Genomic DNA, 14,007 nt, shown 5'->3' on the forward strand with positions numbered 1-14,007 from the left:
TATAAATTAATTTTTTTGCCGAAATTTATTTTTTTATGTTTTTATTATGGTAAAAACCTTTAATAACTATGTTATTATAGCATTTGCAATTATAAAAGTTTTTTCAATGTTATCTTCTGACAGTAGAAGGAATTAAAAAGCGAAGGTTTGCGAGATTTGTTATTCTTATAAATCATTACAAACCTTTAAAAGTCAAAACAACAAAGGAATAACAAATTCTTTGGAGTGCTTGCACGACACCGTTATATATATTATTTATTAAATAAATATATATAACGGAAGTCTATGCAATACCCGTAAAATCTTACTTATTTCGTTTTTTGATTATTGAATATTTTAAACTTTTGTAATGATTTATATTCTTTTTATAATACCAATAATACAAAATTATTATGTAGTTTTTAGCAACATAATATTCACATATTGAAGGAAAATAAAAAAGATTTAAAAATTATTTATAAAATTTATTTCATTTTTATCACCACGAAAAAAAATGCCCCTGCTGTCGTATTTAATGCATACCAAAATTAGGAGCAAAAAAATGAATTACAAACAATATAAAAACATAAATGATGAATATAAGAACGATTTTTATCAAGTTCCAAAAATATTTTTTCACAAACTTTTAAAAGAACCTAAAGCTCTGGCGATTTACATGTTAATGTATAACCGTTTTACACTGTCGAAAAAATCTTATAAATTCATGGACAAAAACGGAAATATATTTATACACTTTTCAAGAGTTCAAGCAAGCAATATATTAGGGTTTAGTCGTCAAACTGTTGCGAAATCTTTTGAGTTTTTAATTAATGAAAAAATTATTGAAGAAGTCGATTGCGAAGATAAAACAGGAATGAAAAAAATATTTTTCTTAAGCGAAGAATTCCATTACGAAAACGGAACAGAAGAATTTAAAAACAAGATTCAAAAAGAAAAAGAATTGGACGAAATTTTTAAGGAGCTGGAGTTTTTTTAGAATAAAAAATATTTACAATTTTTTTCAAAACCTTGTCGAGGGTGTTAAAAAACTTAACATGGGGGTGTTAAAAAACTAAACATGGGGGTGTTAAAAAATTTAACATAAAAACTAAACTTATATAATACTAAACTAATTAAAACTAAACTTATATAAAACTAGACTTATTTAAAACTATTACAAAAACAACAACTCTACTTGATTAATGTTTTATAACTAATTTAAAAAATTGTAAATATGTATAACTAATAAAACAAATAACAATTATGAAAAACAAAAAAATAAAAATTAAAACTCTTTGCGATTGGTTAAATTCTTTTGATTCTCGTTTTTTCGCTAATTATGTAAACGGCACTCTTCTTGTTGAATTCAAGGGTGAAATTCTTTTATTTTCGAAATTTGCTAATTCTTCTGTTGCTTGTTTTTCATTACTGGAATACTTTTTTAACAACATCATCATTGGAGAAAAAAAGAGCGTTTCAATTCCAACATCGCAAATAGGTAAATATCGTTGTTTATTTGCGATTTTGTGCATGAGAGCAATTGGTTGAGAAAAAGAAATGTTCCCATTCGCTTCCGAACATCTTCAAAAATTCAAAAAAGAAATTTCAAGGGGAATTCATAAATATTTTGCTGAAAGTTCTAAAAACGAAAAAACAACAATAAAACGAATTAAAAACAAATCGCTCGAATTTAGTTGCTATTTAGAAAAACTCGTTGAAGAATATGAAGGAGAATTAGAAATTGAATAATAAACTTCCTGAATTCACAGAAGAAAAACTAAAAGAATTACTTCATTACACAGATCAAGAAGAAAACCCCAGCTATGATGCTTATAAGTCAAATGCGTTTTATAAAATCTATTCTGGTGCTAAAGGAGTTTCCAAATCTTTCGGGAGAATGATTGAAACGGTGTACAGAATAGTAAACGAAAAAAACTTTTGTTCCGTTTGGTGCCGGAATCAATATAACCACATAAAGACAACTTTAAAACCAACCTTAGAAAAAGTGTTGACTTTTTTAGCTGAAGAACATTCTTTAGATTATCGACAATGTTTTTACATAACAAACGAAGCGGCGTTTTGAAATTATGAAGATGAAGGACAAGGGAGAGCTATTTATTTTCAAAATTGAGAAAAAATACAAGCTTTTCAAGGTTTAACATTAAAAAAACCTATTTTCCGTTTCGGAGAATTGGTAATCGATGAACCTCTCGAAGATTCTAGCGATTCTAACAAACTTCCACACCAGTTACAAGAAATTTACCAAGTTCAGGAAGAAAAACTTCCCTTGTTGCTTGCTAATACTGTTCTACGTGAAGCAGCGCCCGAAGGGTTTCAAGTAAATGTTACTTTTTTGTATAACATTTTCACCACAGAACATTTTTTGATAAGAAATTACCATAATAAAGCAATTCCACTAGAAACCGAAAATGGAGAACTTAATAATTCAGTTCTTGAAGAGTTAATAAAAAATAATTTTATTCAAGTAGAGAATTTGGAATTGTTTAACGGGTTGGGAATAATTGCAACAATGTTTTCAAAAAATTTTGTTCCCAAAAAAGTATTGGGAGAAATTCAAATAAAAAACCTTGAAATTATGAAGGAAACAAATTATCGACTTTGAGTTATTACCGTTGCGGGGTTTGCGAACAATTTCGAAGATAGTAAATTAAATTATTTTATGAAGTCAATTCTTTACAATGAAAAAAACGAAATTAACAAAAAAGCTGTCAAAATCGTTTCAAAAGCAAAACTGATTGAAGAATTGCAAAACGGACAAATTACTGGAGTTTATTTCGGTTTCGATCCAGGTATTCACGATAATGCAGCACTTGTGGGAGTCGCTTTTAAAGAAAATGGCGAAATATTTATTCTTGAAGCTATCGAAGATATAAAAAAATTAATTCCCAAAAAAGTTAAGTGAATCAACAAAGCAATTAATACTAAAGTTGTGGAAATTATAAGCAAATGAAACGAAGTAATCGAAAAAAATACGCCTAACGATTGAATTAAACGGTTTTTCGCTGGACAAAATTCAAGTATTATGTTTTGCGATAATCATGCAACCATTGAAGCCGTTAACATTTTATTCGAAGAAAATAACATAAATTCTCAAGCTGTGCGGGCAGTACGAAAACCAAGCCAACGATTTGGAATTGAAGATCGACAAACATGACAAAAAAATATATTTGAAAATAATCTAGTGTATTTTTTAAAAGATACAGAAATATTGGTGAAATATTTAGCAAAACAAGTGGTAATTGCTGGGGAGAAAAAAAGAGATGAAAATATTAACCCTGAAATATATGACCTTGTTAATGCTTTTGAAATGTCATGTAGTTGAATTTTTAAAGCTCAATACAGAGCAATAATCGAAAATAAGCAAAGGAGACTAAATGGAAGCGAATAATGTTCAAAAAATATTCAATGATTTGCAAATGAATAAACCAAGACAAAACAACAAAAAAGTTGTTTTCGATTCATATAAACAATTTCTAAAATACGGAATTAATACAACAATTAATATTCTGTGAAGCAACTTGCCAAAAGTTGAGAATGAAGATTCTAGGGAATTTACAAATTCTGAAAAATTAACAATTTTACAAGGTTTGCAAAAATTAGAAGAACTTTTATATAAATTCGGAGTCGCAGCTCTTTCAAAAAATTTTGAACCAGCAGAAGTTTTAGATTATGTTGTTATTAATGGAGAACTGAAATACTTAAAAGTAAAAAAGAATTTTGAAAGCAAAAGCTTAAATATTTTTGTTATCGAAGAATATAAATACGACAAAAACAACAGACTTGTATTCAATTATTCAATTACAAAACCCAGCGAATTAAATGACAAAGAAGCTTTGGAAAAATTAATAACATTGTTCAATTACGACAATACCGAAAAAAATATAATTCCTTTCGTTGTTTTTAATAACAACGTTTTTTCAAGGGGTGATTTAGATTTTGTTAATAACGAATATTTTGAGCTTTTGAACAGAGATTTAGAAGTTTTGGCTTTAGATTCTTATATTTCAGCGCCTTGAATTTTTGCTCTAGATACCTACGACTTACAAAATAAAATTCAAAAAGGTTTATTTGATTTGTCGGAAAGATTTATAGCAGTTAACCCAAGAGCAAACGATTTATATGATCAAGAACCACTAAGACTTTTACAAAGTCAAAGTCAAAGTCAGCTTGTTATAAACAAAATTGAAAAATCTGTCGCTTGAATTAAAAAATTCGCTTTTATGAAACAGGATTCGGGAGATTTTGGAACAAAAAACATGCACTCGGCAGAAGTGCAAGAAATTAACAGTGACTTCGAAGACTATTTGGAAACAAAAGCAAACCTAAGAGAGCTGCAACTTTTAAAATTTTTTAATACTTTTTATAGTGATTTTAATATTAAAAGTCTTTTAATTTGTGGGTCTACGAAATGACTACAAACAGAAGCGAAAAAATATGTTGTGAATATGAACGGAAGTGTTGTCAACTACAAGGAATACCAAAACGAAACAGAAATAGAATAATGCATTCAATGGAGAAACATGGAAATAATACGAATAGATGAAGTTGCAGATTTAGGAACATTAATAGAATACGAAATTCTAAAAGTTAAAACAAACAGAATAAGAACAGAATTTGGAGCTGTTAATATTATTAATTTTGCAGAAAAGGAAGTTCAAAAAATAACAGCATTTAGGAGTGACAGCGCTTCAAGTGTTTTTATTAACGGTGACGAAGTTGATTGAGATAATAAAATTACTCTTATTTTTAACGATTACATAGAACTAAACGGAGAAATCTTAATATTAAAAAATCCTTCGGGAGCTTTCTTTATTTGTGAAACAATGAATATAACCCATTCACCTTCGAATATTACAGAAGTGAGTTGCATTGGTGTTATTCAAACTCTTGAAGATTTTTACAATTCTAAAAAATTTACAATAAAAGTAATTGAAGAAGAAAATAAACAACAAATTCCTGTATACATAAACCCTAATTTTTTATTAGAGAATGTTTATGAAATAACTAACAAAGGAAAAAAAGTTGTTGAGCTGGAAATGTTTCAAAATAAGTGAATTCCAACAATGGTTCACCCTGTTGTTGTAAATAACGAAAATGTAGAACTTTATTTTTCTACTTTTTCAAAATTTAGTTTTTTAAATATTAATAATTTGCCCGTTAAAAGAAAGGGGAGTTATTTTGTTTTAGATATTCCAAATTTTTCGCACGATTATAAATATTTTTTCAATCGACTAATTCAAATTAAAAACGACCAAAATTTTATACTAAACGGTTATAAAGGAAAAACCGAAGCTGAAACAAAAAAATTTAAAGAAGAAAAATACAACGGAACAAAAGTCGAAGAATTTACAGATTACGAAATTAAAAAATTATTCGATAGTAGTTTTCTACCTAACGAAACTAAAAAAACAATCGTGTGAGCTTGCTCGGGATTTTTAAAAACAACTTGAGCAATTCAAGGGGGTTTTACTGAAGTTCATCGTTATATAATGCCGTTTTATTTTGAAACTAACGGAGACGATTTAACATTTGAATCCCTTCAATATAAGTTAATTTCATATACAAAAGAACAATTGAATTATTTAAAAATTGACTGAACAAGCTCTTTTTGATTCCAAAAATCACAACTTCCACAATTTCCGAAACTTCCAAAATTTTTACAAGAAGTTAATATCAGTGTTGATTTTGCGCAAACATCTCAAGACGATTTGAAACACAAACTAAAAATATTTTCTGAAAATTTCGATGGTAATATTTATAAAAAATTTTATTCCGACATTGAAAACCCTTTTTCAGGTTTTAAGGTAGTTGAAAACAAAAAAATATTCCTTCCGATTTTTACTTACGATTTATATTCAAAACCCGTAACAATCGAAGATATAAGAAGAGAATTTTATAAACATAACGAAAAATATTGAGAAATTGCTTCAGTTCCTAAAGTCAAAAAAAGAACAATGACTTTTTGAACAAGGGGAAACAGTGCTGACGAAGATTATAAAGTCGTAAATGAAAACCGTGTTATTTGAGATAAATTATATGGTTATGGACATGAATTCACAAATTCCACTTATGTTGATTTTAAATTTGAAGAATTCAATGATTTAAGACCCATAAAAATTTCATCTGAACTCGATCCTGAAAAATCGAACTACACTTTCGATATAAGCGGGGTTTCTGGTGAGGTTTGATATAAAAATATTTTTACAGTTTTTGAACTAGAAGTAGAAGCTGTAAAAAGAGAACCCCAAAATGAAGAGGAGTTGTTTTCATCTCTTAAACCTTCAGCAAGAGTTTTATTACAAAATAATTTCATTTTAAATCGCTTTATGTTTAATGATTTCGTAAAAGATTTTTTCAATGAAAACAGGCCGTTAAATATTTCAAAAAACAACAACTGAACCGAAAGTGATTTTCACTTAACTATTCCAAAAAACAAAACTTTTGTTATTTCTGGTGTTTTTTTACCAGAAGAAATTTATATAAAAACAAATCAAGAAGAACAAAAAATAAAAGTTTTTCAAAATGATTTAAATACAAAAATGTTAATAAATTACGTATAAAACAAAAAAGGGGAACTGACGCCCCAAAAAAGACGGAGAATAATTTAAACAATGGAAAAAATATTCAAAAAACTATGCGAAATGCTCGAAATTGAGCAAAGCGAACTATATTCAAAATTAAATATAACAAATGAACCAACTTACAAAGATATTGCGAACTTGTTTGGGGTTTATTCTGTCTTTGAGACAAAAGAAGAACTTCAAAATTACATTCAAAATAAACTTTCTAACAAAAACAAAGAAATAACAGTTCTAGAGCAACAAATTGAAGAAGCAAAACAAACCAGTGAATCGACATCGTTAAATCTAGAAAAATTTAAAAACATTGCTAGAAATCAATTTATTAATACTTGAAATCAAAATAAATTACCTGAATGAGATTTTGAAAAATTAAATCTAGAAGAAGTTAATTTCGATGATTTAAATAGTTCTGTTTTTAAAATTGCGGAGGCAAATAATTTAAAACCAAAACAAATTCCACCAAAAGAGGTTAATGACATTGAAACTTTTAAACCACCAGTGGAATCGGTGCAAATTTTTGGGGTTGGTGCAAGACGGAAGGACTAATAATGGAATTTGATAAATATCTTAAAGCATTATATGCACAAAAAGATTCAAACGATTTATCTTTAACAGGGAACGAACTAAAAGAAGTCGTTTCTTATGTTGTCGATAAGTCTTTAATTGGTACACTAGGAACCAAATTACAAATAAGTGAAGTAAACACTTCAAATGCAACAATTTTAAAAAATATTGGTCAAGAATGACATGAAAAAACTACAGCTGGAGTAACTTCGTTTGATAAAGCTAAATACAACAGCGTGGTTGTGAATTGAAGTAAGCCATTATATCAAACTGTCGGGTTTACTGAAGCTGATAAAGTTATTGGAGTACCGCAAACAGCACAAATTAAACTTCAAAAAGCTTCTTCAGATTTTAACGACAAATTTGAAGCATATTGTTGAAAAAAAATCGAAGAAAAAGTCAAAGCTAAAAAATCTCAGGGGGGTAACTATGTAAAAAACCTTTTAGACAAATCAATCACAGATATAGATGTTTATCGTGAAGTTGTTACACTTGCAACAAGTTTAACAAAACATAAAGACGATAATGACGGAATTAATGGAATTCAAAAAAGTGACATCGTTATTCATGTAAAACCGGAAGTCCTTGATCGTATTGCGATTAGCGGACATGTAGGGAATATGTCTGAAGCTACTTTCGTAGGTGGACAATATTCTTTTGCAACTGTTGGAGGTTATAAAATTTATGCAAATCAATACCTTAATGAAGTTGACTGTTTAGTTGCTACAAACTTTTCAGCAATTTCAATGGTTAATATAAATGCGGCAAACATTGCAACATTATCGCCATCAAACGACATTGCGTTTTATTTTGAAGCTATGAGCCTTTTTGATACTGTTTATGACACAACTTTTAGAGCAATTTCAAAAGCTTAAGCCGTGCTGAGTTTTTCACCAAATAAAAATATAAATCTACTTAAAAAACCTCAAACACTTGAAAAAAAACAAAACATTTCAAGTAGTTTTACAAGGTTTTTAAGAATTCTTATTTCTTTTTTTACAAATATTGCTAATGCTGTTATTTCGGGTATTATTAACACTTTAATTCCAGGGTCAGGAATTCTTGTGGAGTGATTATTAAATCAAAGTACCGACTTAATAATTGAGCTTATTTTTAATAACGGAAAAATAAATTGAAGAGATTACACAATTGCGTCAGCTTTTAATTCGATTCCGTTTATTTATAAACAAGCAAAAATATTTAAGAACGTGAAAATGTATAACAAACCTCTTTCCGTTGCTGATAATTTTGTTGAACAAAGCAAAAATTTTAAAGCACAATTTAAAAACAATTTTAAAGAATTGAATAATTTCGGAAATGAAAGTTATTCAAAAAGCGTTATTTTTCCAAATTACAAAGAGTGAGATATTAAACACAATTATTTTTTGCGGGAATTCGACAACATTGAAACAGGCATAAAACACGCCGACAGCTTAAAAGAGTTTAAAAAATTTCAAGCTAGTTTTAATAAGTTTCGAAAAAATTTTACAAGAACAAAAAACACTATTTCTGTTTTAACCTCCCCTCGTTATGCTGGAAAAAAAGTTGTTGATATTGCTTTAAAAAAACCAAGAAGTTATATTTCTAAAAGCTGAAATAATTTTGTAAAAAAACAATCAAAGAAATTTGAGGAGATTTATAAAACCAAAACAAAAGCAATTGAGGACTCGATTAAAAAAATTGAGTTTGATTCCACTTGATTGGACTATTTAAAAATTTATAAAAATAACAACCCGTGGGACCTCTTTTCTGTCAATTGCTTGCTTGTTTTTCAAACTCAACCAACACGGGGAAAAGCACCCGTGTTTTTATTTAATAAAAATGCAAAACTTATTGCTCAATGATTTGAAAGTGCAAGCGCGGGAAAATTTTATTTAAATAATTTTGCTTGAGGTTGAGAGGTTGGAAAATTTTTAAGAAAATATTCCGATTTTGCGAAAGTGTCTAAAATTCCTATTTTTGCTTCTACTTTAGGTACTTTTTTATATACCTTTAAAACTGTACAAAGCGTAGCGAAAACAATTGAAAACAAAAAATGAGAATACAAAAAAAGTAATGAATTTATAAAGTCTGAATTTTTTAAAGGAGTGAAGGAAAATTCATTGAAAGGAATTAATTTAAAATATATAACCCCTACCACTTCTTTTGTTCGTTCCGTTTCAAATTCTAACCCTTTTTATATTTCTCAAAACGCTTTAAAACAAGCTAACAAAAGGATTTATTTAAACGGGTACAAAAACACCCTTAAGTCTAAAACGTTTCGTAAAAGACGAAAAAAATAGCAGAAAGGATAGCTAATGGAATTTATAAATAAGTTAAATTTATCAATTGCCGAATTTAAAAAAATACGTTGATACAATCAAGAGATTAAAATAAATAACCAAGTAAAGAAAAATAACCCTTCTATTACGGAAGAAGACTTTTTTAATTTACTTCTTAAAAATGTTTTTAATGTTTGTGATTTGTTTATTAATCAAAAGGCGTCCATTCTCTTAAAAAGCGAATTAACAGCAGAAGAAATAAAAAATATTATTGGTGAACAAAGATGAAATAATTTTCGAAGTGCGGTTTATAGCGAAATTGCCTTCAGAATCGGTAATGAATGACTTCCTGAATTTGCTAATTCACCAAGACTTTTAACAAATTCCTGAACTTTTGCAAATGATTTAAGAGAATTTAGCGTTACTTCTGATTTATTAAACAATGAAGCTAGGGCCTATTTATCAACACCTTCGTGAAGTTATTTAGAAACAAAAGATGGACTTTATATGGAAGTCGTTAATTTTTTAAATAACGCTACTGATAAAGCTTCGCAAAAAGTTTATAACCAAATTATTAATAAAAACATTGAACTAAAAGATGAACTTTTAAAAGAAGTTGACAAAAAACAGGAAAATCAGCGAAATCAAATTAGTTTTATTTTGCAACAATCACAAAACACACTTTTAGATTTACCACAGAGAAGTTCATACACTCAAGAATTTTTTCAAAGTTTTAACAATTTTTTAAATCAAAAAACCTTACAAATACCTGATGGTTTTAAAATAAAGCTTCACGACACTGACTTAAACGAATATACATATGTTGGAAGGGGTGAAATTGAAGTTTATAAAACAGATGAGAATTTTGTTATTAATTTTAAAGATTTAAAAAATAAAATAGATAAATTCGAACAAACAAACAACAAAATAGAATCTTTAGTTAAAGATATTCAAAAAATAAAAGAAACCCCAGCTGATAACAGTAAAATAACTCAAACAATAGGACAATTAGAAGAAGATATTCAAAATTTAAAAATAACGTCAGTTGATAAAAACGAAATAACTCGAAAAATCAGCGAATTAGAAGAAAAAATTCAAAACACAAACACAACGTCAGTTGATAACAGCGAAATAACTCAAAAAATAAGTGAATTAGAAGCAAGCATTCAAGAATTAAAAAGTTCTTCACATTCTGATTCAACAAATCATTCTGATCTTTGACCAGCCTTTAATGATTTGCGAAAACAAGTGGGAACAATGGTTTTGGAAAGCGAAAAACAAACTTCCAAAATTAGCAATCTGGAACAGCAATTTATAAAACTTACTGGTTCTTCAGGAATAAGTGCTGAAGAAATCAAAAAAGCAGCTGAAGCCGGTTCAGCTCTTTATACCTTGAATGCGGCTGTTCAAAGAAATGCGCAACTTATAAAAACAATTCAGCAAGACATTATGAAATTAAGAAAGAAAAAAGAAAAATAATAAGGAGAATATATGAATATCACAGAAATTTTAACAACCATAAGTACTGTTGCTGTTGCGATTATCGGAGCAGTTTTCGGGGGTCTTATTAAGTTTTATCAAGTAAAACACGAAACAATTAAAAATGAATTTAAAGAAATAAATTTAAAAATTGATGAACTTAATGAAATTATTACAAGTCAAAAAGAACAAATTGAACAACTTCAAAACGAAAACAAAAACCTTCGCGACCGTGTTCTTGAATTAGAAACCGAAAACCGTAACTTGTTACAAAAGGTTAAAAGTTTGCAAGAAAAAGAACAAAAAGAAGGGCAAGAAACTAAAGAAGAAACTCCTGAAGAATAATAAAAAACACCACTTTTATAAGTGGTGTTTTTTTATATAAATTCGGTGTGCGTATAAAGAAAATTATTATTTACAACAATTAAAATTTAATTAATTTTTAAAAAAATCCTTATTTTAGAAAAAAAATGCTTTTTGTACAACAAGAAAATACAAAAGGAATTGTGGTTCATAGTTTCATGTCAAACACTTTAAAATCAACTCAGATGGGAAGAATTAAAAGGTTATATTCTTCCCAAAATGATTATATAACATGTTTTTAATAATATTATAAATATTATTAAAAATTTTTAAAAAATAATAAAATAATATTAAAGTTATTTAAAAACACAAAAAGGAAAAAATAAAATGAAAAAAACAGACAATGAATTTTTTTATAGATTAAGTATTATTGACGAAATTGAAGATGATCATAATGACTCTGAAAACTTTGAATATTATGCAGATTGTGAAAATCAAGAGGAACTTGTTAAATGTATTAGTAACTGATTAGAGTCAGAAAAACCTGACATCGAAGAAAATACATACATTTTAGATGATGAAAGCGTTGATATTGATTTAAGTAGATTCGAACAGTATTTTTATATTATGAAACATATTAATGATTTGATTAGAATCGATAAAATTTATTACTACATGAATAAAAAATGTTTTAGTGATTATTACGAAATTTATACAAAAGATGAAGAAGGCGGTTATTACGAACCTTTTGTATTTGCTTCGGTAGAAGATGCAAAAAAATATATTGCTGAAAATTGCTTAGATGAAGATTATGAGATTGTACATAAATAAAAAAATATTAAGACATTTTTTGATGTATAATATTTATGCCAAAACAAAAAATAATTTAGATAATGTTTTTGAAATGTTTTTTAATCGACAGAAGCAGATGAATGTGAAATATTTCTAAATTTTTCATCGATTTTAAAATATTTTTTATATACGTTATTTATACTTAATTTATATTGTTTGTTTGGGCATATTAAAAATGTGCTCTTTTTTTGTTTAATTTTTCATATACAAAAAAAGGCAAAATAAAAAGGTGCTAGCTCCAAAACAAAAAGTAAATCTAATAAGACTTATAGCTAACACCGTAAAAGATTATACAACATTTTTGTATTTTTTTACGGTGAGAAAAGGAAAAAATATGAAAAATGTTTTCGTAACTGAATACTTAACCAAATTTACTTCAAAAGTGGCTCAAAACAAAAAAAGCCTTTCGTCTTTTGTAGAAAGAAAATGAATTTTAGAACATTTAGGAGATTTTCAAAATTCAGATGATTTTTTTAATCAAGTAAACAATTTATTAAAAAAATGAAAAAAAGACAAGTTAAAAAACAATACGGTTTTGTATCGTCGTGCAATTTTTAAAATTTTTTATAAGTGATATGCATTAAAAACTCAACAAAACCCCTACCAATTTGAAGAGGTAGTGATTACATATGAAAAAGAAGTGAGCGGGAGAACAAGTTTAACCCCAGAAGAAATTATTTTATTTGATAATTTGCTAAAAGAATATAACGATGAAAGATTTGCAATTATATACAATATTTTCTTGTATAACGGTATAAGAAAAGGTGAATGAGAAAATATTGATTGAGAAGAAGCTTTGGAAAAAGATTTTGCAATTCAAATTAAAACAGAAAAACGGAATAACGTTCGCCCATTTACATTAATAGGAGAATTAAAAGAAAGAACAAAAACCTTTCTTTTAAAAGGTGGAAAATTAGACTTAAAAAAGGACACTATTGGGCGTATGTTTGTTAAATTTGGTAAATATATTAAAAATGCTCACCCTGAAATTAAAAGAGTTGTCACCCCACATGTTTTAAGACATACATATATAACACAACAATTTTTAAACAATGCAAATATTTCTGAAATTGCTCTAAATACAGGACACAAAACACTTGAAACCATTTTGAATACATATATCACACACAACCCTCAAATTGCTTTTGATAGACACAAAGAAATGCAAAAACATTTATATAAAGATATTGAAATTATTCAAAACAAACAAGATGATGAAAAAGAAGCTCTTTACCAAGAACTAAAACAAACCAAAGAACAAATTTCGCAACTTTATAATTTAATAAAAAATCTTAAAGTTAATGAAAAAGAGGAACAAAGCAAGCCTAATTATATTAAAATTGATAAGCAAGAATATAATTAGTGGTATGAAATTACCAACATTTAAAGACTTGAATTTTAATGTTAAAAAAGAACTTTGAAAACAAAACCCACAAACCTTCAAGGAATGAAAGGAGAGAAACGGAAAACGTTTTTCTTCTTGTCTTTGAAGGTTTTTATATAAAACAGAACAAGCTAATTCAAAAACTTTTATTGAGATGTATAAAATTATTTTTTATTTTGGTTTTTATAACTATAAAAAGGAAAAAGAATTATTTGAACATTTAAAACAAAGAGGTTTTTCTGTTTTTCTCCCAACAATAAAACAAGATGCAATATTTGGAATTGATATTATTGCGGTTAAAAACGGTATAAAATATTACATTCAAGTTAAACCTTTAAAACAAATAGATAACTTTAAAGAAACAAAAATGTTAAAACTAGCTGGAAAGGGGTTTGTTTTGCTTCTGGCTTATAAAGAACAAAATTGGTGAAAATTTATTAATATATTATCTCAACAACCTTTTGGGGTGTTATAATAAATTCTGAAGATAACAAAAAGCTTTAACGTAATAACTATGTTATTAAGTGGTATAATTGACATATTATGCAAATTGGGGGTTTTTGTGAACGAAAATAAAAATATT

The 14,007-nt window shown here is 27.4% G+C and carries 13 protein-coding genes; all 13 read left to right on the forward strand.

Annotated features, from left to right (window positions below):
- The first annotated feature begins 541 nt into the window (after positions 1–541).
- The 13 genes from JV175_RS03535 to JV175_RS03595 all read left to right on the forward strand — a co-directional run bounded on the left by JV175_RS03535 (position 542) and on the right by JV175_RS03595 (position 13,899).
- Positions 542–976: a replication initiator protein A gene (locus JV175_RS03535; protein WP_205499605.1), complete on the forward strand. Its 435-nt coding sequence runs from the start codon at positions 542–544 to the stop codon at positions 974–976.
- A 266-nt stretch (positions 977–1,242) separates the two neighbouring features.
- Entirely contained in the window at positions 1,243–1,728 is a 486-nt protein-coding gene (locus JV175_RS03540; RefSeq protein WP_205499606.1) for a hypothetical protein, read from the forward strand.
- Positions 1,721–3,388: a hypothetical protein gene (locus JV175_RS03545; RefSeq protein ID WP_205499607.1), complete on the forward strand. Its 1,668-nt coding sequence runs from the start codon at positions 1,721–1,723 to the stop codon at positions 3,386–3,388. Before JV175_RS03540 ends, JV175_RS03545 begins: the two co-directional genes overlap by 8 nt.
- On the forward strand, positions 3,375–4,502 hold the full coding sequence (locus JV175_RS03550) for a htpn (protein ID WP_205499608.1): 1,128 nt from the start codon (positions 3,375–3,377) through the stop codon (positions 4,500–4,502). The genes JV175_RS03545 and JV175_RS03550 overlap by 14 nt, the downstream gene beginning before the upstream one ends.
- 18 nt (positions 4,503–4,520) lie before the next feature.
- Positions 4,521–6,560, forward strand: coding sequence for a hypothetical protein (locus JV175_RS03555; protein WP_205499609.1), 2,040 nt, complete (start codon positions 4,521–4,523; stop codon positions 6,558–6,560).
- A gap of 51 nt (positions 6,561–6,611) precedes the next feature.
- Complete coding sequence (locus tag JV175_RS03560) at positions 6,612–7,127, forward strand: hypothetical protein (protein WP_205499610.1); 516 nt, start codon at positions 6,612–6,614, stop codon at positions 7,125–7,127.
- A gap of 2 nt (positions 7,128–7,129) precedes the next feature.
- Positions 7,130–8,020, forward strand: coding sequence for a hypothetical protein (locus JV175_RS03565; protein ID WP_205499611.1), 891 nt, complete (start codon positions 7,130–7,132; stop codon positions 8,018–8,020).
- 3 nt (positions 8,021–8,023) lie between these two features.
- Entirely contained in the window at positions 8,024–9,427 is a 1,404-nt protein-coding gene (locus JV175_RS03570; RefSeq protein ID WP_205499612.1) for a hypothetical protein, read from the forward strand.
- 15 nt (positions 9,428–9,442) lie between these two features.
- On the forward strand, positions 9,443–10,885 hold the full coding sequence (locus JV175_RS03575) for a coiled-coil domain-containing protein (RefSeq protein ID WP_205499613.1): 1,443 nt from the start codon (positions 9,443–9,445) through the stop codon (positions 10,883–10,885).
- A 12-nt stretch (positions 10,886–10,897) separates the two neighbouring features.
- Positions 10,898–11,230 (forward strand): hypothetical protein, encoded by a 333-nt coding sequence (locus tag JV175_RS03580; RefSeq protein ID WP_205499614.1) that lies wholly within the window; start codon positions 10,898–10,900, stop codon positions 11,228–11,230.
- A gap of 345 nt (positions 11,231–11,575) precedes the next feature.
- Positions 11,576–12,019 carry a hypothetical protein gene (locus JV175_RS03585; RefSeq protein WP_205499615.1) on the forward strand — a complete coding sequence of 148 codons (444 nt, stop codon included), beginning with the start codon at positions 11,576–11,578 and terminating at the stop codon, positions 12,017–12,019.
- 355 nt (positions 12,020–12,374) lie between these two features.
- The gene (locus tag JV175_RS03590) at positions 12,375–13,403 is read left to right on the forward strand and encodes a tyrosine-type recombinase/integrase (protein ID WP_205499616.1); all 1,029 of its coding nucleotides are present in this window, start codon (positions 12,375–12,377) and stop codon (positions 13,401–13,403) included.
- A gap of 4 nt (positions 13,404–13,407) precedes the next feature.
- Positions 13,408–13,899 carry a PDDEXK family nuclease gene (locus JV175_RS03595; RefSeq protein ID WP_205499617.1) on the forward strand — a complete coding sequence of 164 codons (492 nt, stop codon included), beginning with the start codon at positions 13,408–13,410 and terminating at the stop codon, positions 13,897–13,899.
- Positions 13,900–14,007: the final 108 nt, after the last annotated feature.

This window comes from [Mycoplasma] gypis (assembly GCF_016924775.1).
Taxonomy (GTDB): Bacteria; Bacillota_I; Bacilli_A; order Mycoplasmatales; family Metamycoplasmataceae; genus Metamycoplasma; species Metamycoplasma gypis.